At 65.4% G+C, this 23,346-nt stretch carries 20 protein-coding genes; 12 read left to right on the top strand and 8 right to left on the bottom strand.

Annotated elements, in window-relative coordinates; translation table 11 throughout:
• Positions 1–3: 3 nt before the first annotated feature.
• The 3 genes from relA to ppc are packed head-to-tail and all read left to right on the top strand — an operon-like array spanning position 4 to position 5,827.
• The gene (gene relA / locus HOP59_RS20990) at positions 4–2,280 is read left to right on the top strand and encodes a GTP diphosphokinase (protein ID WP_010628039.1); all 2,277 of its coding nucleotides are present in this window, start codon (positions 4–6) and stop codon (positions 2,278–2,280) included.
• A complete protein-coding gene (gene mazG / locus HOP59_RS20985; protein WP_234255481.1) occupies positions 2,277–3,182 on the top strand; it encodes a nucleoside triphosphate pyrophosphohydrolase in 906 nt (301 codons plus the stop codon). The genes relA and mazG overlap by 4 nt, the downstream gene beginning before the upstream one ends.
• Positions 3,179–5,827 (top strand): phosphoenolpyruvate carboxylase, encoded by a 2,649-nt coding sequence (gene ppc, locus HOP59_RS20980; protein WP_234255480.1) that lies wholly within the window; start codon positions 3,179–3,181, stop codon positions 5,825–5,827. The genes mazG and ppc overlap by 4 nt, the downstream gene beginning before the upstream one ends.
• Positions 5,828–5,973: 146 nt before the next feature.
• Here ppc and HOP59_RS20975 read toward each other — a convergent pair whose 3' ends face one another.
• The 4 genes from HOP59_RS20975 to HOP59_RS20960 all read right to left on the bottom strand — a co-directional run bounded on the left by HOP59_RS20975 (position 5,974) and on the right by HOP59_RS20960 (position 10,511).
• Positions 5,974–6,633, bottom strand: coding sequence for a peroxiredoxin (locus HOP59_RS20975; RefSeq protein WP_010628042.1), 660 nt, complete (start codon positions 6,631–6,633; stop codon positions 5,974–5,976).
• A gap of 173 nt (positions 6,634–6,806) precedes the next feature.
• On the bottom strand, positions 6,807–7,463 hold the full coding sequence (locus HOP59_RS20970) for a hypothetical protein (protein ID WP_234255479.1): 657 nt from the start codon (positions 7,461–7,463) through the stop codon (positions 6,807–6,809).
• 131 nt (positions 7,464–7,594) lie between these two features.
• Positions 7,595–8,500 (bottom strand): ketopantoate reductase family protein, encoded by a 906-nt coding sequence (locus tag HOP59_RS20965; protein ID WP_234255478.1) that lies wholly within the window; start codon positions 8,498–8,500, stop codon positions 7,595–7,597.
• A gap of 76 nt (positions 8,501–8,576) precedes the next feature.
• Positions 8,577–10,511, bottom strand: a complete 1,935-nt coding sequence (locus tag HOP59_RS20960) for a DNA topoisomerase III (RefSeq protein WP_234255477.1) — start codon at positions 10,509–10,511, stop codon at positions 8,577–8,579.
• Between the two features lie 133 nt (positions 10,512–10,644).
• Between HOP59_RS20960 and HOP59_RS20955 the strand changes: the two genes are divergently transcribed.
• Together HOP59_RS20955 and HOP59_RS20950 are read left to right on the top strand one after the other, a co-directional pair.
• Positions 10,645–11,889 carry an ABC1 kinase family protein gene (locus HOP59_RS20955; RefSeq protein ID WP_234255476.1) on the top strand — a complete coding sequence of 415 codons (1,245 nt, stop codon included), beginning with the start codon at positions 10,645–10,647 and terminating at the stop codon, positions 11,887–11,889.
• 107 nt (positions 11,890–11,996) lie between these two features.
• Positions 11,997–13,814: an SEC-C domain-containing protein gene (locus HOP59_RS20950; RefSeq protein WP_234255475.1), complete on the top strand. Its 1,818-nt coding sequence runs from the start codon at positions 11,997–11,999 to the stop codon at positions 13,812–13,814.
• An 8-nt stretch (positions 13,815–13,822) separates the two neighbouring features.
• Here the strand turns inward: HOP59_RS20950 and HOP59_RS20945 are convergent, their stop codons facing one another.
• Entirely contained in the window at positions 13,823–15,190 is a 1,368-nt protein-coding gene (locus HOP59_RS20945; RefSeq protein WP_234255474.1) for an AmpG family muropeptide MFS transporter, read from the bottom strand.
• Positions 15,191–15,369: 179 nt separating this feature from the next.
• Between HOP59_RS20945 and rfaH the strand changes: the two genes are divergently transcribed.
• The 7 genes from rfaH to HOP59_RS20915 all read left to right on the top strand — a co-directional run bounded on the left by rfaH (position 15,370) and on the right by HOP59_RS20915 (position 19,969).
• Positions 15,370–15,912, top strand: coding sequence for a transcription/translation regulatory transformer protein RfaH (gene rfaH / locus HOP59_RS20940; protein WP_010628049.1), 543 nt, complete (start codon positions 15,370–15,372; stop codon positions 15,910–15,912).
• A gap of 63 nt (positions 15,913–15,975) precedes the next feature.
• Positions 15,976–16,482 carry an FKBP-type peptidyl-prolyl cis-trans isomerase gene (locus tag HOP59_RS20935; RefSeq protein WP_234255473.1) on the top strand — a complete coding sequence of 169 codons (507 nt, stop codon included), beginning with the start codon at positions 15,976–15,978 and terminating at the stop codon, positions 16,480–16,482.
• Between the two features lie 157 nt (positions 16,483–16,639).
• Positions 16,640–16,756, top strand: coding sequence for a cytochrome c oxidase subunit CcoM (gene ccoM / locus HOP59_RS23555; protein ID WP_275949231.1), 117 nt, complete (start codon positions 16,640–16,642; stop codon positions 16,754–16,756).
• Between the two features lie 153 nt (positions 16,757–16,909).
• Complete coding sequence (locus HOP59_RS20930; protein ID WP_234255472.1) at positions 16,910–17,395, top strand: molybdopterin-binding protein; 486 nt, start codon at positions 16,910–16,912, stop codon at positions 17,393–17,395.
• Entirely contained in the window at positions 17,389–18,519 is a 1,131-nt protein-coding gene (locus tag HOP59_RS20925) for a GGDEF domain-containing protein (RefSeq protein ID WP_234255471.1), read from the top strand. Before HOP59_RS20930 ends, HOP59_RS20925 begins: the two co-directional genes overlap by 7 nt.
• Before the next feature lie 71 nt (positions 18,520–18,590).
• Positions 18,591–19,541 carry an alpha/beta fold hydrolase gene (locus HOP59_RS20920; RefSeq protein ID WP_234255470.1) on the top strand — a complete coding sequence of 317 codons (951 nt, stop codon included), beginning with the start codon at positions 18,591–18,593 and terminating at the stop codon, positions 19,539–19,541.
• Positions 19,538–19,969 (top strand): hypothetical protein, encoded by a 432-nt coding sequence (locus HOP59_RS20915; RefSeq protein WP_234255469.1) that lies wholly within the window; start codon positions 19,538–19,540, stop codon positions 19,967–19,969. Before HOP59_RS20920 ends, HOP59_RS20915 begins: the two co-directional genes overlap by 4 nt.
• Before the next feature lie 6 nt (positions 19,970–19,975).
• On the opposite strand, the gene HOP59_RS20910 is transcribed toward HOP59_RS20915, so the two are convergent.
• From HOP59_RS20910 to HOP59_RS20900, 3 genes are all read right to left on the bottom strand, one after another.
• Complete coding sequence (locus HOP59_RS20910; protein WP_422676913.1) at positions 19,976–20,626, bottom strand: lytic transglycosylase domain-containing protein; 651 nt, start codon at positions 20,624–20,626, stop codon at positions 19,976–19,978.
• Positions 20,627–20,642: 16 nt separating this feature from the next.
• On the bottom strand, positions 20,643–22,364 hold the full coding sequence (locus HOP59_RS20905; protein ID WP_234255468.1) for a proline--tRNA ligase: 1,722 nt from the start codon (positions 22,362–22,364) through the stop codon (positions 20,643–20,645).
• A gap of 346 nt (positions 22,365–22,710) precedes the next feature.
• Positions 22,711–23,304, bottom strand: a complete 594-nt coding sequence (locus tag HOP59_RS20900) for a GNAT family N-acetyltransferase (protein ID WP_234255467.1) — start codon at positions 23,302–23,304, stop codon at positions 22,711–22,713.
• Between the last annotated feature and the right edge of the window lie 42 nt (positions 23,305–23,346).

The raw sequence follows: 23,346 nt of genomic DNA, 5'->3' as shown, positions 1-23,346 counted from the left end.
AAGATGGTGAAAGTCCGCGACGACCAGCCGCTGACCGACGATGGCGACGTCGATATCGGCCATTGGCTGGAGCGGTTGCAGGAAGACGTCAAGCTGCGCGATCCCGACGAGATGCGCGAGGCTTGTGAACTCACCAAGCGTCTCGCCATGGAGGCGGACCGCCCCCACAAGGCGTGGCTGCCCCGCGACACCACCTATCGCATGGGCCTGGAAATGGCCGACATTCTGGCCCTGCTGAAGCTCGATCAGGCGGCGCTGGAGGCGGCGGTGCTCTATCGCGCAGTGCGTGAGGGGCTGATCTCCATCGACGCCGTCACCCGGCAGTTCGGCAAGGAGGTGGCCGAGCTGATTGCCGGCGTACTGCAGATGGCCGCCATCAGCAACATCCAGGTTCCCAGCCAGGGCCTGGTGCAACACGACCAGCAGGACAACCTGCGCAAGATGCTGGTGACCATGATCGACGACGTGCGTGTGGCGTTGATCAAGATTGCCGAGCGTACCTGCGCCCTGCGTCAGGTCAAGGATGCCCCGCGCGAGAAGCGCCTGCAGGTGGCCCGTGAGGTGTTCGACATCTACGCGCCGCTGGCCCATCGCCTGGGCATCGGCCAGGTCAAGTGGGAGCTCGAAGACCTCTCGTTCCGCTACCTGCACGAGGACGATTACAAGGCGATTGCCCGCCAGCTGGCCGAGAAGCGCCTGGATCGCGACCGCTACATCCACGACGTGGTCGAAACCCTCAAGAGCATGCTCGAGGCCCAGGGAATCAACGAGTACGAGGTCAACGGCCGCGCCAAGCATATCTACTCGATCTGGCGCAAGATGAAGCGCAAGCGCATCGACTTCTCCCAGGTCAACGACGTACGGGCCGTTCGCATCCTGGTGCCGGAGGTGACCGACTGCTACACCGTGCTGGGGTTGGTACACTCGCGCTGGCACCACGTGCCCAACGAGTTCGACGACTACATCGCCAACCCCAAGAAGAACGGCTACCAATCGCTGCACACCGCCGTGCTGGGGCCCGAGAACAAGGTGCTGGAGATCCAGATCCGCACCTTCGCCATGCACGACGAGGCGGAGCTGGGCGTCTGCGCCCACTGGCGCTACAAAGGCCACGACACCGGCGGCAAGAGCTCCAGCTACGAGGAGAAGATTGCCTGGCTGCGCCAAGTGCTCGAGTGGCAGGACGAGGTGGGCGACTTCGGCGACCTGCGCGAAGGGCTCTCCAGCGACGTGGCGCCGGATCGCATCTACGTCTTCACCCCGGACGGCCACGTCATCGACCTGCCGCGCGTCGCCACGCCCATCGACTTCGCCTACCGGGTGCATACCGAGGTCGGCCACCGCTGCCGCGGGGCCAAGATCGACGGCCGCATCGTGCCGCTCACCTACAAGCTCAAGACCGGTCAGCAGGTCGAGATCCTCACCGCCAGCAAGGGCGGGCCCAGCCGCGACTGGCTCAACCCCAGCCTCGGCTATGTGCGCACCTCGCGGGCGCGGGCCAAGATCCAGTCGTGGTTCAAGCATCAGGCCCGCGAGCAGAACGTGGAAGAGGGCAAGGCGCTGTTCGAGCGCGAGATGCGCCGCCTCGACGTGGAGGACATGGATCTCGAGACCCTGGCCAACAAGGTCAATTACGCCTCGCCCGAGGACATGTATGCCGCCCTGGGCGCGGGCGATCTGCGCATCGGCCAGGTGCTGCATCAGGCCCAGCAGCTGTTCGGCGAGACCGACGATCAGGAGCAGCTCGACCGTCTGCTGGCCAAGCCCAAGCGCGATCAGTCCAAGGGCGGCAGCAGTGACATCACCGTGCTGGGCGTGGGCAACCTCAAGACCAGCATGGCCAACTGCTGCCACCCGGTACCCGGTGAGCCGATCGTCGGCTTCATCACCCAGGGGCGCGGCGTCACTGTGCATCGCCAGGACTGCCCCAACATCCTGCAGCTGCGCATCGACGAGCCCCAGCGGGTCATCGAGGTGGAGTGGGGCCAGCGCGCCCGCACCCAGTATCCGGTGGACATCGAAATCCAGGCCTGGGACCGCTCCGGCCTGCTGCGCGACGTGACCGGCATCCTCAGCAATGAGAAGGTCAACGTGCTGTCGGTCAACACCCTGACCGACACCAGCGACGGCATCGCCCGCATGCGCATCACCGTGGAAGTCGACGGTTTGGAGACCCTGGGGCGGCTCTTCTCGCGCATCCAGCAGCTTTCCAATGTGATCGAGGTGCAGCGTTTGCGCACTGGGGCCAAGGGGATGAAACGCAAGGGGAGTGGTTCATGAGCGAGACCCGCCATGGCATCGACGACCTGCTGACGCTGATGGCGGTGCTGCGCGACCCGGCGCAGGGCTGCCCGTGGGATCTCAAGCAGGACTGGGACAGCATCGTGCCGCATACTCTGGAAGAGGCCTATGAGGTGGCCGATGCCATCGAGCGCCGAGCCTGGGGCGAGCTGCCCGGCGAGCTCGGCGACCTGCTGTTCCAGGTGGTGTATTACAGCCAGTTCGCCAGTGAAGAAGAGCGCTTCGATTTTCACGACGTGGTGCATACCCTGACGGCGAAGATGGTGCGCCGCCATCCGCATGTGTTTCCCGACGGCACCCTGGCCTCGCGACGGCCGCCCGGTGTCAGTGCCGAACAGGTCGTGACGCGCCAGGCTGAACTTGAAAGCGTCAACAGTCGCTGGGAGTCGCTCAAGGCGGAGGAGCGCGTCGAGCGTGCCGAGGCCGACGTGTCGGTGCTCGACGACGTGCCGCGTACGCTGCCGGCGCTGTCGCGTGCCGTCAAACTCTCCAAGCGCGCAGCTCGGGTCGGCTTCGACTGGCCCAACGCCACGGGTGTGATCGCCAAGATCCGCGAGGAACTCGGCGAGGTCGAGCAGGCCCTGGCCGAGGGCAATCGGCGTCATGCGGCGGAGGAAGTAGGCGATCTGCTGTTTGCCGTGACCAACCTGGCGCGCACCTTGAAGGCCGATCCCGAGCAGTGCCTGCGCGACACCAATACCAAGTTCGAACGCCGCTTCCGTCACGTGGAGCGTGCCCTGGCCGAGCGCGGCATGACCACCCGCGATGTCGACCTGGACACCATGGAGCGGTATTGGCAGGAGGCCAAGCGGCTCGAGAGCAGCGTTTCCCCGATATCTGCCGAATTACCAGAACCGTCTTCAGGAGGAGATCGACCATGAGCGGCGATCTGCACGAATCCCTACGCGACAACGTACGCATCCTCGGTGACAGCCTGGGCCGCACCATCGCCGACGACCTAGGCAAGGGCTTCGTCGACCGCATCGAGACCATCCGCGGCCTGGCCAAGAGCGGCCGACAGGGAGACGTGCAGAGCAGCCGCGAGCTCATCGAGTACCTGCGCAAGCTGCCGGACCGCGACCTGTTGCCGGTGACCCGCGCCTTCAACCAGTTCCTCAATCTGGCCAACATCGCCGAGCAGCACTATCGGGCACGTTTTCGCCGCGTGGAGGACTACAAGCCGGGTTCTCAGCCAGTGCTCTCCGAGCTGCTGCAGCGGGCCCGCGGCGCCGGCCACACGCCGCGTAAGCTGGTCGAGAGCCTGGCCAGCATGCGCGTCGAACTGGTGCTCACCGCCCATCCCACCGAGGTCATTCGTCGTACCCTGATCCAGAAGTACGATGCCATCGACGAGTGTCTCACCGTCATCGAGTCGTCGCTCGACTACCCCGAGCGTGCCAGCCGCGCCCGCGGGCGCCTCGAGGAGCTGATCAGCCAGGCCTGGCATACCGACGAGATCCGCCACGAGCGACCCACGCCGGTGGACGAGGCGAAGTGGGGGTTCGCGGTTATCGAGAACTCGCTGTGGCAGGCGGTGCCGGCGTTCCATCGCGATCTCGACAGCCTGCTGTTGGAATCCGCTGGTGAACGCCTGCCGCTGGATGCCGCACCAATCGTGTTCGCTTCATGGATGGGTGGAGACCGAGATGGCAACCCCAACGTGACCTCCAAGGTAACCCGTGAGGTGTTGTTGCTGGGGCGCTGGATGGCGGCGGATCTCTACTTGCGTGACCTCGAACAGCTCAAGGCCGAGCTGTCCATGTGGAAGTGCAACAGCGCGCTGCGGGCCGAGGTGGGCAACGTGGCCGAGCCCTACCGCGAGCTACTCAAGCGTCTGGTGCAGCGGGTCGAGGCCACCCGCGACTGGGCCAAGGCGCAGCTCGACGGGCGCAGCTACGAGGGCGGAGCGATCATCGAGAGCAGCGACCAGCTCTATGCGCCGCTGCTCACCTGCTACCGCTCGCTCTGCGACGTGGGACTCGACACCATCGCCAACGGCGCGCTGCTCGATACTCTGCGCCGGGTGGCGGTGTTCGGCGTGACCCTGACCAAGCTCGACATTCGTCAGGAGGCGAGCCGGCACGCCATGGTCATGGAGGAGCTGACCCAGACCCTCGGCCTCGGCCACTACCGCGAGTGGAGCGAGGAGCAGCGCCAGGCCTTCCTGCTCGCCGAGCTGGAATCGCGACGCCCCTTGATTCCGCGCCGCTGGGAGTGCTCGCCGGAGACCCGCGAGGTGCTCGACACCTTCCTGGTCATCGCCAACGAGCAGTCCGAGGCGCTCGGTACCTACATCATCTCCATGGCCGGCCAGCCCTCCGACGTGCTCACGGTTGCGCTGCTGATGAAAGAGGTGGGGGGCGTCGTCTCGTTGCCCATCGCGCCGCTGTTCGAGACCCTGGACGACCTCAACCGCTCCGGCGACGTGGTCGACCGCCTGCTGGCGCTGCCGGGCTACCGGGCGCTGGTCGGCGACCGCCAGGAAGTGATGATCGGCTACTCCGATTCGGCCAAGGACGCCGGCCAGCTGGCGGCGGCCTGGGCGCAGTATCGCGCCCAGGAGCGCCTGGTGGAGGTATGCCGCAGCCATGGTGTGGCGCTGACCCTGTTCCACGGTCGCGGCGGCGCCGTCGGCCGCGGCGGCGGTCCGGCCTATGCGGCCATCCTGTCGCAGCCGCCGGGTTCGGTGAACGGCAGCCTGCGGGTCACCGAGCAGGGCGAGATGATTCGCTTCAAGTTCGGCCAGCCCGACATCGCCCTGCGCTCCATGGAGATCTACGCCTGTGCGGTGCTCGAGGCGACGCTGCTGCCGCCGCCGGCGCCGGAGGCCCACTGGCGCGAGGAGATGGATCGTCTGGCCGAACTCGCCCACCGGGCCTATGTCGGTGTGGTGCGCGAGGACCCCGACTTCGTGCCGTATTTCCGCGCGGTGACGCCGGAGGGTGTGCTGGGACACTTGCCGCTCGGGTCACGCCCGACCAAGCGCCGTCAGGATGGCGGCGTCGAGACGCTGCGGGCCATTCCGTGGATCTTCGCCTGGACCCAGATCCGCCTGATGCTGCCGGCCTGGCTGGGCAGCGGGGAGGCCTTCGGCACCCGCCTGGAAGAGGAGGGCGGGCTCGAGGTGCTGCGCGAGATGCGCGATCGCTGGCCCTTCTTCGGCACCTATCTCGACATGCTCGAGATGCTTCTGGCCAAGGCGGACGTGGGCATCGCCTCCTACTACGAGCAGCGTCTGGTCGACGAGCCTGCACTCAAGGAGCTGGGCGCCCAGTTGCGGGAGCGCTTCACCCGGCTGCAGTCGGTGCTGCTGAGCATTCTCGACCAGCCGCAGCTGCTGGAGCAGACGCCGCTGATCCGACAGGCCATCGAGGTACGCAATCCCTACATCGATCCGCTGCACGGCCTCCAGGCGGAGCTGCTACAGCGTAACCGCGATGCCGATGGTGCCATCAGCGGTGAGCTCTCCCGCGCCCTGATGGTCACCATGGCGGGGATTGCCGCGGGCCTGCGCAACACGGGCTAAAGTCACTGCGTTTGGCCATGCTTTGTCGAGGCCATGCTTTGTCGAGGCCATGCTTTGTCGAGGCCATGCTTTGTCGAAAGCGGCTTCATGACGATCGCCCCGGTTTTGCCGGGGCGATCGTGCTATGCGGTTAGCGCAAGAGAGGTTCAGCGGGGCTGCTTGACGGTGCGAAGGTAGGGCTTGATGGTGGTGAAGCCCTCGGGGTACTTCTTCCTGGCCTCCTCGTCGCTAACCGAGGGTGGGATGATCACGTCGTCGCCGGGACGCCAGTTCACCGGTGTGGCCACGGTGTGCTTGGCATTGAGCTGTACCGAGTCGAGCAGGCGCATCACTTCGTTGAAGTCGCGGCCTGAGGTCATCGGGTAGATCAGCATCGCCTTGATCTTCTTGTCCGGCCCGATGATGAATACCGCACGCACCGTGGCGTTGTCGGCCGGCGTGCGGCCTTCGGCGCTGCCCGGCTCCTCAGCGGGGAGCATGTCGTAGAGCTTGGCCACTTCAAGCTTGTCGTCGCCGATCATCGGGTAATTGGGCGCGGTGCCCTGGGTTTCCTCGATATCCTTGGCCCAAGCGGCATGATTGTCGACCGGATCCACCGAGAGGCCGATGATCTTGGTGTTGCGCTTGTCGAACTCGGGCTTGAGCTTGGCCATGAAGCCCAGCTCGGTAGTACAGACCGGGGTGAAGTCCTTGGGATGCGAGAACAGAATGCACCAGCTGTCGCCGATCCATTCATGGAATTTCAAGGTGCCCTGGGTGGTTTGCGCCGTGAAGTCGGGCGCGGTGTCGCCGATTCTGAGACTCATCGTCGTGCTCCAGGATCGTGGGTTCGGGGTAGCGTCGCATGGTCCCATGCGGACGCTGCTTGAATATAGGACACGCATGAAAGAAGCGCAGGTAATAAGCACGAGGGGCGACACTCAGGCAAAGAGCTAGCCTGAGGAGGCAGAGGCATGTGCGCTCGGAAGGCGTATGGAGGTTAGAAGGCGTAGTGCAGCGAGGCGGTAATGAGGTTCAGGTGCGCCATGCTTGGGGCGTCGATCTCCTCGAATTCGAGCCGGCTCACCAGGCGGTTGTGCTGCAGCCGGGCGCCGAAGCCCTGAATCCTGGCGGTGCCGGCGGTCGCCATGTAGAGCGACTCGCTCTGGGTCACCGGGTCGCCCTCCCATTCGGCAAAGCCCGACTTGGCATAGAGGCCCAGTTGGCCCAGCCGCACGCCCGCTACCAGGCTGCCGCCCAAGGTCGTGGTATTCACCAGCAGCGCCTGGTCAGCGTGGCGGGTCGGCACCTCGTCACTTTCGCGGTAGGTGAACTCGGCCCCCAGGTCGAGCCGCGGCAGGTTGACCGGCGAGAAGCCTGCTGTCACCCGAAAGCCCGAAGTGTAGCCATCCGGCGTCTGCAGGTCGCTGCCCTCCAGCACCAGACCGTTGTCGAGATACATCAGGTCGCTGTTCTTGCCGGCATAGGCGGGAGTGTTCAAGGGAGAGTGCGACAGGGCGGCTAGCAGGTCGAGGGAAGCGTGGGAGTATGCCAGGGGCTTATCCGCGACGGACATGCCGTCGTCCGCCATGGCCGACAGCGGCAACAGCGTCAGGCAGGCGGCCATGGCCACGGCACCTCTGAAACACGCCTTCATGTTTTCAGATCCATTTCCCTGTGCGATGAATCAGTAGTGATGCCTCAGGCTTGGTCGCAAAATTATGCGCATGCCTTTGAGGATCCCCACAAAAGCCTAGCAGCATGGCCAGAGTATCGCCAGACCGGGCTTCAACGAAGCGTAACCGAGACGCTCGCCAGGTAGCCGTAAAGCTCCTCGAGACAAGGCGTATCGAGGCCATGTTCGTGGGCGGCAGCGAGCAGAGGTCCGAGTATGGCGTCGCGTTCGGTCGGCCTGCCTGCGAGCACGTCCTGCAGCATCGAGGCGCGATTGTTGGCGGTGCCCTCGATCACCTGCCACACCAGCGCGTGCCAGCCTGTCGGGGGTGGAGGTACGCCCACGTTCGCCATGATCGCGGCCACCTCGTCGACGACACGCTCCACCATGGGACGAAACGGCCGGTCGCGCAGCTGACCGTTGCGGATACGGTAGCGCGCCACCAGGGGGTTGATCGCTGCGTTTATCGCCAGCTTGTGCCATAGCCGCGTCTCGATGTCCGTCACCGCTTCGGCGGCCAGACCCGCGCGATTCAGCGTAGCGGCGAGCTGACGGCTGCATTCGGCATGGCGGCCGGTCAGATCGCCGAGGTAGGTGATGCCGCGTCCGGCATGGGTCACGCCCTCGTCGCCCGAGAGCCAGGCACCCTCTGTGGTGGAGGCGCACAGCACGGGCCCCGGGTGGCGGCGCTGAAGTTCGGGCTGGACCTGATAGCCGTTCTGCCACAGCACAAGAATCGGGCTGCCGGTGAGCCGGGCCATGGCGCTCTCGTAGGCTGTATGGGCGTCGTAGGCCTTGGTGGTCAGGTGCAGATACGCCGGCGCCAGCGGCGGCAGCTCCGCCAGGGTGGTCGTGGCCAGCGGCACGGTGCGCCTTATGCCTTCCGGCGTGACGAGGGTCTGCGTGGTGGGCAGGCCCCGCCGTCCGGCCACCTTGACCGGTGCCACACCCGCCAGGTGCAGGGCCACGAGCCGGCCCAGGGCGCCGGGGCCGACGACCAGGTGAGTCTGCTCGTTCATGGTGCGCCTCGTTGATGGAATACGGCAGCATACCGATGGCTTGCCGAATCACGCCAGCCCGACGTGTCAGGCACGGCTAGGCCTTGGTGCGTGGCTTGCGTTGCCCTCGTGTCGACGCCGCTCGGCTACGCCGCGGCTTGCCGGACGATTTGCGTCGGGGGCTACGCGAGCCGGTCGCTACCTCGCCCTGGGCCGCGGCCATGGCCTGGCGCAGTCGCTGCGAGTCGGCCTTGCTCAGCAGGCCGCGCAGGTCGTCGACGAGAGCGCTGAAAAAGGGGGCCGGGTCGTCGTCGCGTTCGGCAATCGCCGTCAGGCGCTGCTCCCATAGCGCCGTGCGCTCGGGACGGGTCGCGGCATCGGGCAGCGAGGCGATCAGACCGCTGCCCAGGCGAGTGGCGCGCAGCGCCTTGTTCTGGCGTACCAGATAGCCGCGCTCGATCAGCGTCTCGATGATGCCGGCGCGGGTCGCTTCGGTGCCCAGGCCGTCGTGCTCACGCAGGGTGCGCTTGACCTCGGGGTCGTCGACGTAGCGGGCAATGTTCATCATCGCCTTGATCAGACTGGCATCGGTGAAGGGTTCTGGCGGGCGCGTCTCGCGATCTTCCACGGCGCTTGCCGTGACCCGACAGCCTTCCCCCTCACTGAGAGGTGGCAGCGGTGGAGCCTCGTCGCGGGTGGTGAAGAGTGGCTTCCAGCCTGGCTGCAGCAGTTCCTGTCCGCTGGCGCGGAAGCGCTCGCCCATAATGGTAAATTCCGCCTTCACCTCACGAGCGATCAGCGGCGGGTAGAACTGGGCCAACACGTTGCGGGCGATCAGTCGGAACACATCGGCTTCGGCACGCTCCAGGCGTGCAAGTTCGGCCGGTTTGCCGGTGGGCGCCAAGGCGTGGTGGGCTCCGACCTTCCTGTCGTCCCAGGCCTTGGAGCGCAGCGCGAAATCGGCGCCAGCGAGCCAGCTGCGTAGCGTCTCGTCCTGGCTGCAGGCGCCGCTCAGCGTGGCGCGCGCCTGGACCAGATGCTCCTCGGGCAGGTAGCGACAGTCTGAACGTGGGTAGGTGATCAGCTTGTGGCGTTCGTAGAGCCGCTGGCAGATATCAAGCACCATCTGGGCGGAGAGGCCGAAACGCCGTGCGGCGTCCACCTGCAGGGCAGAAAGCGAATAGGGCAGCGGAGCGGCCTGGCGTTTCTGGCGGCTCTCTAGCGACGTCAGACGCCCCTCGGCGCCTGGCAGACTTGCCGCCAGCACCTCGGCCGGGGCGCGCTCGAGCAGGTGGCCCTGCTCGTCAAGGCGGTGCTGCTCGCCGGGCTGCCACCAGGCGCGCAGGCTGCCGTTGGCGACTGCCAGATCGGCCCACAGCACGTGGAAGGGATAGGGCCTGAAGTCGCGGATCTCGGCGTCGCGGCGCACCACCAGGCCAAGCACCGGGGTCTGCACACGGCCCACCGAGAGCACCCCGTCGTGGCCGGCCTGACGGCCGGTCAGGGTCCAGGCGCGGGTCAGGTTGATGCCGTACAGCCAGTCGGCCCGGGAGCGCGACTCGGCGGCGCGATAGAGCGGCTGATATCGGGCGTTGTCCTCCAGGCGGGACAAGGCGCGCTGTACCGCAGGCCGGTTGAGGTCGTTGACCAGCAGACGCGCCACCGGCCCCTTCCAGCCCAGATATTCGATCACTTCCTGCACCAGCAGCTGGCCTTCGCGGTCCGGATCGCCGGCATGCACTACCACGCGGGCCTGCTTGAGCAGCTTGCGAATCACGGCGAGCTGGCCTCTGGCCTTGGGACGTGGCGCCAGTTGCCATCGGGTCGGCAGGATCGGCAAATGGTCCAGCCGCCACTGCTTGTAGGCGCTATCGTAGGCATCGGGAGGAGCCTGCTCCAGCAGGTGGCCCAGGCACCAGGTGACGACGGTATCGTTGCCGCGCAGGGCGCCGTCCTCACGCTTCGTGTCGCCCGGCAGGGCGTCGGCGATGGCTCGGGCGAGGCTGGGTTTCTCGGCAATGATCAGGCGCATGAAAGACTCTGACTCGGGAGTTCGTTTATGGATATTCTTACAGTAACCCGACGGTAAGACCAGATGTCGTGCGCCAAAAAGCTGTACGGTTCCTGTATCGTGGTTCGGCAGCAAAGGCTAGGAGAGCATCCACATGCGTGAGCGAGGAAGGACGAGACGGCTTTTCGGTCTCGGTGCGCGTACCGGCGGGGCGTTTCTGCGCAGTCGCTTCGGTGGCGAAGCCGATTGGCGCGCCTTGGGCGAGGCGCTGTTCGACGGCCTCTCCGAACTCAAGGGGCCGGCCATGAAACTGGCCCAGATCGTGGCCCAGTGGGACGACCTGCTGCCGCCCGATCTCGCCGAGGAGCTGGCTCGCCTGCAGCGCCAGGCCGAACCGATGCCCTGGGAGGGCATTCGCCGCACTCTGGAGGAGCAGTACGGCGACCTGGAGCGTCACTTCCGTGAGGTCGAGACACGGCCTTTCGCCAGTGCTTCGATGGGACAGGTGCATCGCGCGGTCACCCATGCCGGCGAGACTCTGGTGCTCAAGGTGCAGTACCCGGGCCTGGCCGAGATCCTGGAAGGCGATCTGGCCCAGCTGCGACGCATCATGCGGCTTGGGCGCTGGCTGAAGGTGCCCCAGGTACGCCTGGATGCGCTGTTCGAGGAGCTTGCCGCCAGTCTGCGCGGCGAGCTCGACTACCATGCCGAGGCCAACGCGCTGGCACGCTATCGCCAGCGCTATGCCCATCTCGAGGGGTTGCTCATTCCCGCGCCGCTGCCCGAGCTTTCCGGGCCGAGGGTACTGGCCATGCGTTACGTGGCCGGCACGCCGCTGCGCGAGCTGGAGCAGGCCGACGATGCGACCTGCCAGCGCGTTGCCGCAACGCTTGCCGATTGGCTCACCGAAGAGCTGTTCACACATGGTGAACTGCATGCCGACCCGCATGCCGGCAACTTTGCCGTGACCGCCGATGGCCGGCTGGTGATCTACGACCTGGGAGCGGTGATCCCAGTCCCCGAAGTTCACCTCCGCGCCATGATGCAACTGCTCGATGCCACCCTGGCCGGCGACCCCATGGCGATGGACGATGCCCTGCGTCGGCTGGGCGGACGCCAGGGGCAAGGGGCGCCGTTGGCACTGTATCGTGAATCGGCCGAGGCCGTGGCGCCGCTGTTCGAGCCCGGCCCCCAGGACTTCTCGGATGTCAGGGTGCATCGCCGCTTGCGCGATCTCACGCCCAAGGTGTGGGCGGCCATGGACCGCCTGCAGCCGCCTGCCGACGTGCTGCTGCTCTCGCGCACTTTGAACGGGCACTACTGGAACCTGGTACGCCTGGGGGCCCGCCTGGACATGCACGCCCGTACCCGGCCGCTGTTGGAATGGGCGCGCCGTTGAGTTCCGAGGGCGGAACCCGGGACGGGTGCGAACGCTCCTTGCGCACAACACCGAGTCACGCTTCCCTGTTACTATATGCGCCATTTTCGAACTGGCGGAGAGAGTGAATGCTGGCAGTATGGGTGGAGCAGCTGCTGGGTTTTGCCTCGGGTGCCTTGGCAGCCATCCGAGAGGAAGAGCGCTATCCGGCGTTCATGGCCTGGGCGCGCGAGGAGGGCGCCGAACTGATGGGCGGCGATCTGGCCATGGCCCAGGCAATGGCGCCCATCCTGTGGAGCCAGACCCCGCTGGAGCGCGCCGGCTTCACCTGTGAGCCGCTGGCACGTCCGGGCCGCAACGAACCCTGCTGGTGCGACTCCGGGCGCAAGACCAAGCACTGCTGCGGAGCCGTCGCGATGCCGGCCGAAGTGCCGGACCACCTGATGTGGATGCTCTCGCTGCGCGACTGGAAGGGGCCCACCCTCAAGGCGGCCCTGGAGAGCGGCCATGCGCCCGCTCAGGCCCTGCTGGAAGCAGGTCTTATCGCCGCCGAAACCGGCCAGCGCGGTCGCGCCCAGCAGATCCTCGAATCGCTGTTCCAGCGCGCCGACTGGTCGCGCCTTCCGGCTCAGGCCGAGCCGGCCTTCGAGCTGCTGATCGACCTCTACCAGGAGCGCGGCTTCACTCGTAAGCGGGCCGAGCTGCTCGATGAGGTGCTCGACCGCGGCCCGCTGTTCCTGCGCGGGGTGGCGCTGGAGCGCCTGTGCCTCATGCACCTCGACAGCGACGATCTGGACAGCGCCCGCGCCGCCTTCGTGCGCGCCCAGCAGGCGCTGCCCGACTCGCCGACCCTGGCCTACATCGAAGCCATGCTGCTGCTGCACGAAGGGCACGAGCAGGAAGCCGCCGAGCGGGCCCGCTTCTGGTTCCGGCGTCTGGCCCGCAAGGGCGACCTCGAGCCCGAGCAGCTGCAGTTCCTGGCCGATCTGGCGGAGAATCCGGGCGCCACCCTCGCCGATCAGTTGCTCAACGCCGAAGAGGACCTGGCGGAGCCGCTGGCTTCGCTGCAGGCACTGCTGGCGGAGCTGCCGCCGGCCCCTGGGCTGAACATTGGCGAGACCGAGAACGGCGAACTGGAATATCGTAGCAGCGCCCGTGAAGACACCCTATTCGCTGCCTGGCAGAAGCACTTCCAGGTCGACGTGGACGACGACAGTGCCCTGGGACTCAAGGGTGACCCTTGGCTGCAGGCCGGCGACTGGCTGCGTGAACTTTGCGCGCATCCGGAGTGGCTCGATTCGCCGCGGGTGGTGCAGTCGCTCACCCTGGCCCTGACCAGTCGCTTCGGCAGTCTGCCGTGGATGTCGCCCAGCCTGTTCGAACCGCTCTCCGACCGTCTCGAGCGTTGGCTCGAGCGCATTCGCGGCGAGGGCGAGGGGCCGTTTCTTTGGGACAGCGCCGACAACGCCGTGCTGCTGCGCACTGGGCTGGCGCTGGTGGTTGGCATGGAGCGGGGGGCTCGCGAGCGTTCCCGGCGGCTGGCCGAGCGGCTATTGACGCTCGACGACCAGGACAGTCTGGGCTTGCAGGAACTGGTGCTGGATCAACTGCTGCGGGAAGGGCGCGACCGTGAGGCGCTGAGCGTGACCGAGACCCAGCGCGACGATACGCCGGTGCTGGGCCTTCTCATGGGGCGAGCTCTGGCCCTGTTCCGACTGCAGCGTATCGACGAGGCCAACGAGGCGCTGCGCGACGTGCGTCGCCACAATCCCCACGCGCTGCCGATGCTGTGTGCCGAGCAGACCCGCCCGGTGCAACTGGGCCCGGACAACGTCGCCGAGCCCGGCACCCGCGCCGAGGCGTGGCAGTACCGCACGCTGATGCGCGACCAGTGGCGTGCCACGACGGGGGCGCTGGACTGGCTGCAGAGTCAGATTGACGATTGATACTCCCGTCAGGCGGCCCGTGGCGTCGGCGGCGGTACCAGATCCTTGTCGCGGCTGATCCAGATCGCCAAGGCAATGGCGGGCAATCCCAGCGCGGTGGCAATGACGAAAAAGGTGGCGTAGCCCTCTGCCGCCACTACCAGCCCGCCGAAGCCGCTCAGGAACTTGCCCGGCAGCGTCATCAGCGAAGAGAACAGTGCGTATTGGGTCGCGGTGTAGGCACGTGAGGTCAGACTCGACAGGAAGGCGATGAACACCGCACTGGCCAGGCCATTGGCCAGGTTGTCGCCGACGATGGCCATCACCAGCATCGGCAGGCTCTGGCCGGCCAGCGCCAAGGCGGCGAACAGCAGGTTGGTCAGGGTGGCCGCCGCCGCGCCCAGCACCAGGATCGGCCCGATGCCGTAGCGCGCTACCAGCAGTCCGCCGAGAATGCCGCCGCTGATGCTCATGGCAATGCCGAACACGTTGGTCACGTTGGCGATGGTCGCCAGGGAGAAGCCCAGGTCGATATAGAGCGGATTCGCCATCGATGCCATGGCCAGGTCGCTGATGCGGAACACGGCCACGAACACCAGCAGCCACAGCGCCTTGAGGCGATGACGGGAAATGAAATCGGTGAAAGGGCATATCACCGCGCCGATCAGCCACGCGCCCAGGCGGCGCAGCGCTCGCGGTTTGCCGCGGCTGGCCCGGATGAAAGCCCGAACCTTGGGTTCGTGGATCAGCTGAGTGGTGAGCGACAGCCGCTTGGGCTCCGGGCGCAGCAGCACCGTGATCACCCCCACGCCGACCAGCAGGGCCATGGCCAGGTAGGCTGCCTGCCAGGAGAGCCACGAGGCGACGTAGAGGGCGCCGGCGCCGGCGGCCAGCAGGCCGCCGCGATAGCCGATGATATAGGTGGAGGCCATGGCCGCCTGGATGTCATCCGGCGCCGACTCGATGCGAAAGGCGTCGATGGCGATGTCCTGGGTCGCCGAGCCGAAGGCGACCAGCAGGGCGAAGGCGGCCACCAGGGCCAGGTTCTGCTGTGGGTCGAGGCTCGACAGGCCGACGAGCCCACCGGCGATCATGGCCTGAGCCAGCAGCATCCAGCCGCGGCGCTGGCCGAAGGTTCGGGTCAGCACAGGCAGTGCCAGGCGGTCGACGATGGGGGCCCAGAAGAACTTGATCGAATAGAGCATGCCGATCCAGGAGAAGAAGCCGATGGCGGCCACCTGGATGCCATCGCTGCGCAGCCATGCGGAAAGGGTGGAAAAGACCAGCAGGAACGGCAGCCCGGCCGAGAAACCCAGGAACAGCATGGTGATCACGGGCGCGCGCAGGTAGATGGCCAGGGCGGCTCCCCAACTGCGCTGAGCGGTAGGGATTGTCATGCGTGGCGAAACTCCTCGATGTAACGATGGCCAGGGGGCGGCCCGGGGCTCGTAACGATGTTAGAATGACCCGCCGTTCAGCGGAGGTGGACGGTCCAGGAGGACCCATCGTCCGGCCGCTCGATTGTTGCAGAGCACCGGCATCGATGCCAGCAGGTAATTCCGATCAGGAGGCCTTCATGAGCCATAGCGAACGTCAGCCGATCGATGACACGGACGATAACTTGCCTCGGTGGTACGTCGTTCAGTGCAAGGGCGGAGAATCCTTCCGTGCCGCACAGCATCTGGCCAATCAGGGCTATGAACTGTTTCACCCCATTCTGCAGGTGCAGAAGAAACGCGGGGGCAAGCTGGTGTGGCTGGATGAGCCGTTGTTCCCTCATTACCTTTTCATTCGCCTCGATCGAATTGCCAGTAACTGGCGACCGATTCGCTCGACTCGTGGCGTGCTGCGTGTCGTCAATTTCGGCAACCATCCGCTGCCGGTCGACGACGACCTCATCGCGATGCTGCGCGAGCAGGGCTCCCAGAGCCTGGAGAATACCGTCAACGTCTATTTCCGTGCCGGCGAGAAGGTGGAGATCACCGAAGGGCCGTTCAAGGATCTGCAGGCGGTCTTTGCCAGTCACAAGGGCGATGAGCGGGCCATCGTGCTACTCAATCTGCTCAACCGGCAGCAACAGTTGGAAATGCCCGTGGCCAGCTTGCGCCCGGGCAACTGAAGCGGCTGCCGGTCTTTCCCCCGACACTACCCATCAACGCTCACAGAGCCTCAGGAGTTCACCATGAACATCGCCCCGCAGCGGGTCGTGACCCTTCACTACGTGCTGAGCGATGCGCAGGGCCAGATTCTCGACGATTCGCGGGCACGTGCCAGGCCCCTCGAGTACCTACACGGCCACGACAACATCATGGCCGGCCTCGAGCGCGAGCTCGAGGGTCACGCACCCGGCGACAGACTGAACGTGACGCTGCCGCCGCAGGACGCCTACGGTGAGCGCAATGAGAAGCTGGTGCAGTCATTCGGCCGCAGCGCCTTTCCTCAGCAGGAGCTGACGCCGGGCATGCGCTTCCAGACGCCGGGCGATGACGGCCCGCAGATCGTCACCGTGCTCGAAGTCAGCGACGACGAGGTGCTGGTCGACACCAACCACCCGCTGGCTGGCCAGACCCTGAGCTACGCGCTGGAAGTGCTGAGCGTGCGCGAGGCGAATCGCGCCGAGCTGGCCAAGGGGCACCCGCTGCCCGACGATGTTACGCCAGCCCAAGTCGAAGACCGCAAGCTTTCCTAAAGCCGAACCCGCACGAATCCCCCTCAAAAACTGACCTGCATCAATTCGTCGGGCGCCACTCGTCATGGCTGAGGCGAAATTTGATGCAGGTCAGTTTTCCTCTGCCTTCAACGGGCTAGAGTGAACTCATCGCATCGAGTGACGGGGAGAAAACGACATGTACTGGGATGACGCCGTAATTTTCGGACTGGTAACCGTCGCGATGATGATCGCATTCATGGCAGGTTGGGTCGGCTTCGTGATTCGCGACCATCGTCGCAAGCGCAAGCACTGAATCAGCCTGTAGGCAAGTCGTCAGGGGAGGGGGGAGTTTTCCCCCCAGTAGCCGGCCCAATTGGGCCGGCATTTTTTCGTGTTAGACTCCAGCGAAACGATACGCCGATGGCGTGATCGATAACAGCAAGAAAAAGCACGAGGGGTCTTGATCATGTTCCAGTCTGGACGCGACGTTTACGGCCGTGCCCTGGCGGTGCTGCTCGGAGCGCTGTTGCTGTCTCCGGCCGTACAGGCCAACCCCGATTCGCTGCTGCTGCACGACGGAGAACGGGAAATCGAGCTTTCCATCGAGTCGCTGCGGGAGCGAGCCGACGTCGAATTCCATTTCTTCGAGCCTTATCTGACCGAAGAGGTGAGCATTCGAGGCTTGGTCTTCCGCGATCTTCTCGTCGAACACTTCGGCCGGGTGCCGTCCCAGCTGCACTTCGTGGCCTGGGACGACTACGATGTGACCCTACCGGACTGGGACGACCCGAACTGGATTCTCGTCACTCACCAGGATGACGAACCTATCAGCCTTCGCCAGCGTGGCCCAGTGCGCTTGGTAGAGCGTGATTACGGCAGCCGCGATCCCGGAAATTTGCGCAATTTCAACGACTGGGTGTGGATGATCCGCAGCATCGAGGCGGTATGGTAGAACCGGAGCTACCTTGGTGGCGACATGTACGCTGGCTGTGGCTCAGCCTGATGAGCTTCGTGGCGTTGATGTTGTTGATTGCGTATCAGACGCGCTGGGTCTACCCCGAGATCCATGCCTATTTCAGCCAGTCGGGAAATCTCACCGGTCAGCAATTGGCCACGCGTGCCCGCGATTATCTGCAGCAGGGGCTCGACCTGCTTCTGTTGGAGCCTGACGATGCCGAGATCCGGCAGCAGGCCCACTTCCAGATAAAACTTGCCTACAGTCTGTTCGATATCGGTCTTTATCGACGTGAGTACGACTGCACTCTGCCAAGTCTCGACGCCATCGACGAGTTGCTCCTGCGTCTCGAGGGCGATGCGCCTGTCACGGCCACCCACCTGCGGCAGAGCGTGCTCGCGCCGATGCGTTGCCTAACCCGAATCGAGATGCACCAGTTGGACCGGCGTAGTGCCGTCACGGCGGAGTTCGTCGACGAGACGCGTCGTCACCAGGGGCAGGTGCTGGCCGGGAGCCTGGTGATATTCGTGCTGGGCCTGGGTTTCTGGCTAATGCATGAGCTGCAGCGCCGCCGTGCAGCCAAATCGGCAAAAGAAAGCCTAGAGTGGATGAGTCGAGCCCTGCGAGATCCGCTCACCGGCGTGGGCAACCGCAGTGCCTTGCATGATGACGTCGTGGCCAAGCATGGGCAGCAGATGGGGCTACTGCTCGTCGATATCGATTATTTCAAACAGTACAACGACAGCCTTGGCCATCCCGATGGCGATCGGTTGCTGCGTCGTCTGGTCGAATTGATCCAGCAGGCAATGGAACAGCGGGCGCGGCTGTATCGCCTGGGGGGCGACGAATTTGCCGTATTGTTCGAGTGCCAGGATGATCGCTCCTTGGATGCCAGCTGTCGCAATCTCGTCGAATCGCTGCGTGCTGCTGCCTTGCCCCATCCGTCGCATCCGCATGCCACGCATGTGACGTTCAGCGTTGGGGCGGCACGTTTCAAGGCGGACCATGCTGGTTACGAGAGAGGTTATGCTGCCGCTGACGTGGCGCTATACGAAGTCAAGAAGAAGGGGCGCGACGGCTGGCAAGTGGCGGCATTGGACAGTCGCGAAATGGCTGGCTAGGGTGGGTACTAGGCAAATTCTATAATACGACCTGACATTCTTCAGCGCCACGGAAGGGAAGGGGGAGTCGGATGATGACTCCGCATGAGGGCAGGGAAACGCCCGAACGGCATAGCGGTTTTCGCGCCGCCGACAATATCGGTCGTCGTCGTTTTCTGCAGTTGGTGGGAGGCGGCAGCCTGGGGCTTCTGCTCGGTGGCTGTGGCGACACCGACGATGAGCTTCTTGCGCCTGAGTTTCCCCCGTTCCATGAATGGATGGACCTCGGGCCGCTCGAGGCAAGACGAACGTCGGTACACGGCGTCTCGTTGCACGCACTGGTCGCTACCGAAGCCGCACCGCCCGACGCGCCACCGCTGGTGCTGATTCACGGCTCGGGGCTCTCGGGCCGTTACATGGTTCCCACCGCACGCCTGCTGGCGCAGGATTTTCCCGTCTACGTTCCCGACATTCCGGGGTACGGAGACAGCGAGGATCCCGGTGAAGTGCTCAATATCCCCCAGATGTCGGACTGGCTGGTGGCGTGGATGGATGCCATTGGCCTCGAGCGTGCCTCCTTTCTCGGCAACTCTTTCGGCTGTCAGGTCATCATCGATCTGGCGATGCGCTACCCCGAGCGGGTGGATCGAGTGATTCTGCAAGGGCCCACTACGCCACCCGACGAGCGCTCGACCTTCTGGCAGTTCGTTCGCTGGCGTCAGAACGAGCCCTACAACCCCGAGATGCTGGGGGAGGTGACGGCTCCCGAGTACGGCAAGGCGGGGCTGTGGCGCATGATCCGCTCCTATATATTCCAGGTCACCGATCCCGTCGAGGAGAAGGTGCGCCATGTCGAGGCGCCGGCCTTGGTGGTGCGTGGCGAGCACGATCCCATCACCCATCAGGAATTCGCCGAGATGCTGGCGAGGCGTCTGCCGCGGGGTGAACTCGAGATACTCCCGGATGTTGCCCATACCCTGGTGTTCACGGCACCGGGGCCGTTGGCCGAGGTCACCCGGCGCTTCATGGAGGAGGACGCATGACGTTGACAGCCAGGAAGCGGATCCTGTTGGCCGAAGTGGTGCTGCTGCTGGTGCCGCTCACTCTGTTGATGGCGCTGTTGGTGCCGCTCACCTACGTGGCTTACCCGATACCGGATCTCCAGGCCACGCTGCTGGCGTTCGACCTGGGCATGCTGATCAAGCTGCTTGGCATTCTGGCGGCCTGGCGACTGGCCATAGGATTCCTGCGCTTCGGTATCGGCGGCCTGCGTCGGGCGCATCTGGCCTGGTTCGTCATTCTGCTGGCCGCGGTGGCGATCGGTATCGCCAGTAGCGTGGTGGCCATCGAGCAGAACATGCTCACGTCGGTCTACCAGACCCGGGTCGGCTTCACGCTGCTGGCGCCGGCCTTGGCGTTGGCACCGCTGGCCGCTCATCTGTGGTGGGAGCGTCGGCGCGGCTCGGAGTGACGAGGGTCAGCGTGCGAGCCACCAGTTGTCGTGCCAGGCGCGCATCACCCGCTCGGGATACCAGGTCTGGCCCAGGCTGCCGTTGTAGCGGGCCAGGGCGCGGGTGAGGTCGCCGCGCTCCACGGCGAGATAGTGGGCAAGAATGGTGCAGCCGTAGCGCAGGTTCAACCATGGATCCATCAGGTCGTCGGCGGAGCGGCCCAGCTCGCGAATCCAGAATGGCATGATCTGCATCAGCCCGACGGCGCCGGCTGAGGAGACGGCTTCCGGCTGAAAGGCACTTTCCACCTGAATGACGGCAAGCACGATCTCCGGTGCCAGGCCGGCCAGGCGCGCTTCGTGATAGATACGGGTGAGCATTTCTCCACGCAGCGCCTCGTCGGGGATGAAGCGTGCGAGCTTGGGTTCCATCTGGCTCATCCAGCGACGCGCCGCCCACACCTGATCCGGCGAGGGCGGCACGGCAACCAGGGTGTCGAGAGTCTGGCGCAACGAGGGCGGAATGTCGGGCTCTACCCGCACGCGCTGGGCAGGCGGGGTCTGCAAGGCCGCGGGTAGGGCGTCGGCCAGGTTCGTTGGCTCGCTCCCACCTGGGCTGAGCCGCTCTTCACCCGTCAGTGGCGGGGCGAAAAGGCCGGCCGCGGCCAGCAGTGCCACGGCGGCCAGTCGTCGGTCAGGCGCCGATCCGCTCGCGCAGGAACTCGACGATGCCATCGGCCGGGACCATGGTCGCTTCACTGTCACGCCGCCCCTTGTACTCCAGCTCGCCATTGTCCAGCCCGCGGTCGCCGACCACCAGGCGGTGGGGAATGCCGATCAGCTCCTGGTCGGCGAACTTCACGCCGGGACGCAGGTCGCGATCATCCAGCAGCACGTCGATGCCGGCTGCCGTCAGCGCCTCATAGAGGCGCTCGGACTCTTCGCGCACGCGCTGCGACTTGTGTGCGTTCATCGGTACCAGTGCCACCTGGAAGGGGGCGATGGCATTGGGCCAGATGATGCCGGCCGCGTCGTGGTTCTGCTCGATGGCGGCGGCTACCACGCGGGTCACGCCGATGCCGTAGCAGCCCATCCAGGTATGCGCCGCCTTGCCGTTGTCGTCGAGCACCGTGGCGTTCATCGCCTCGGAGTACTTCTTGCCCAGTTGGAACACGTGGCCGACCTCGATACCGCGCTTGATCGAGAGCGTGCCCTTGCCGTCCGGTGAGGGGTCGCCCTCGACCACGTTGCGGATGTCGGCCACCTTGGGCAGCGCCACGTCGCGCTCCCAGTTGATGCCGAAGTAGTGCTTGCCGTCGACGTTGGCACCGGCGCCGAAGTCGCTCATCAGGGCCACGCTGCGGTCGACGATGACCGGCATGTTCAGCTTCACCGGACCCAGCGAGCCGGGGCCGGCGCCCACCACGGCGCGAATCTCTTCTTCCGTGGCCATGGTCAGCGGGGCGGCCACCTCGGGCAGGTTCTCGGCCTTGACCGTGTTGAGCTCATGATCACCACGCACCAGCAGGGCAATCAGGCCGCCCTCGGCGGCGCGCACCATCAGGGTCTTGATGGTCTTCTCGATGGGCAGGCCGTGCTGCTCCACCAGGGCGGCGATGGTCTTGGCGTTGGGCGTGTCGACCAGGCGCAGCGCTTCGCTCGGCGCGGCGCGTTCGGGGTTGGTGCCCAGCGGCGCGGGCAGCGCCTCGGCCTTCTCGATGTTGGCGGCGTAGTCCGATTCGGTGGAAAACGCGATGTCATCCTCGCCGGAGTCGGCCAGTACATGGAACTCGTGGGAGTTGTCGCCACCGATGGCGCCGGTGTCGGCCAGCACCGGACGGAAATCCAGGCCCAGGCGGGTGAAGATGCGCGTGTAGGCGTCATACATCGCCTGGTAGGTCTCCTTGAGGGAGTCCTGGTCCAGGTGGAAGGAATAGGCATCCTTCATGATGAACTCGCGCGAGCGCATCACGCCGAAGCGAGGGCGGATCTCGTCGCGGAACTTGGTCTGGATCTGATAGAAGTTGGCCGGTAGCTGCTTGTAGCTGGAGAGCTCGCGGCGCATCAGGTCGGTGATCACCTCTTCGTGGGTGGGGCCGACGCAGTAGTCGCGCTCATGGCGGTCCTTCAAGCGCAGCAGCTCGGGGCCGTACTGCTCCCAGCGGCCTGACTCCTGCCACAGCTCGGCGGGTTGCACCGCCGGCATCAAGACCTCCTGGGCGCCGGCGAGGTCCATTTCCCCGCGCACGATGCGTTCCACCTTGCGCAGGGTGCGCAGGCCGATCGGCAGCCAGGTGTAGAGGCCCGAGGTGAGGCGGCGGATCATACCGGCACGCAGCATCAGCTGGTGGCTGATGACCTCGGCGTCGGCAGGCGTTTCCTTGAGGGTGGCAATCAACAGTTGGGTGGCGCGCATGGGTCCGGCGTTTCCTTCAGCGTGGGCTGACATGAGTCGAGATGCCGCGGCGAGCGGCGTTCGGGGCATTGTAAGGCCAACGGGGAACGGCGGCAAAAGCGTTGCTCAACCTGGCATGGCTGCTCGGGGCTTATCCGTCGATAGGGCTCCGAGGAGGCGCTGTAAACCCATCCCTGGGCGCTACTTTTGCCATGCGGCGCTCTCGCATCCTGCTCCGCTTGCAGGACCGTTGCTGGCCATCCATGGCCAGCCCGTTCGGAGCAATGCTCCTCACCCATGGCAAAAGACCTCCTCTGCGCCCTGTCCCCGGCGCCCCTCGCTCGCGGTGGCTCAGTCTGTGTGCAGGTTACTGCAGCGACTTCAGCCAGAACACCATTGGCTTGTCGGTCTCCGTCGGCTCGCCGATGTCTTTCCAGTGGAAGGTGGTGGCGAGCTCCGGGTGGCGCTCGTAGCCCTGGGAGCGCCAGAAGCCGTGCAACGGCACATAGCCTGCCGGTTTCAGCGGGTGGTCGTCAGGGCGCTCCACGGCGCAGAAGGCGACGGTGGTAAAGCCGCGTTCGGCAGCGTGATGCTCGCGCTTGGCAAGAAAGGCCTTGCCGATGCCGCGGCCACGGTAGCTCGGCAGCAGCACCGACTCGCCGTAGTAGAACACGCTGTTCACATCGAAGCCGGCCTGCTCGAAGGGGGCGCGAAACTCCGCCACGTCCTTGGCCAGCGGCATGCCCGTGGCGGCCCCCACCAGAGCATCGCCATCCTCGGCCAGCACGAATACGCTGTCGGGACATTCGGCGTAACGGCGCAGGTAGTCGGCCTCGTAGTCGAAGCTGCCGTCATAGAGATAGGGAAAATCGCGGAACACGGTGATCCGCAAATGAGCCAGCTCCTCCAGCCGTGGCTCGATGGCGCTGCCCTGGCAGGTATGTAATCCGATCTCGCTCATTTGGGCCTCCGTGAAAAATGTAAACGCTCGTATCAGTCGTGA

The organism is Billgrantia aerodenitrificans (assembly GCF_021404405.1).
Lineage (GTDB): Bacteria > Pseudomonadota > Gammaproteobacteria > Pseudomonadales > Halomonadaceae > Halomonas > Halomonas aerodenitrificans.
The sequence above is the reverse complement of the archived record's forward strand: the minus strand, read 5'-3'. Positions and strand labels throughout refer to the sequence as shown.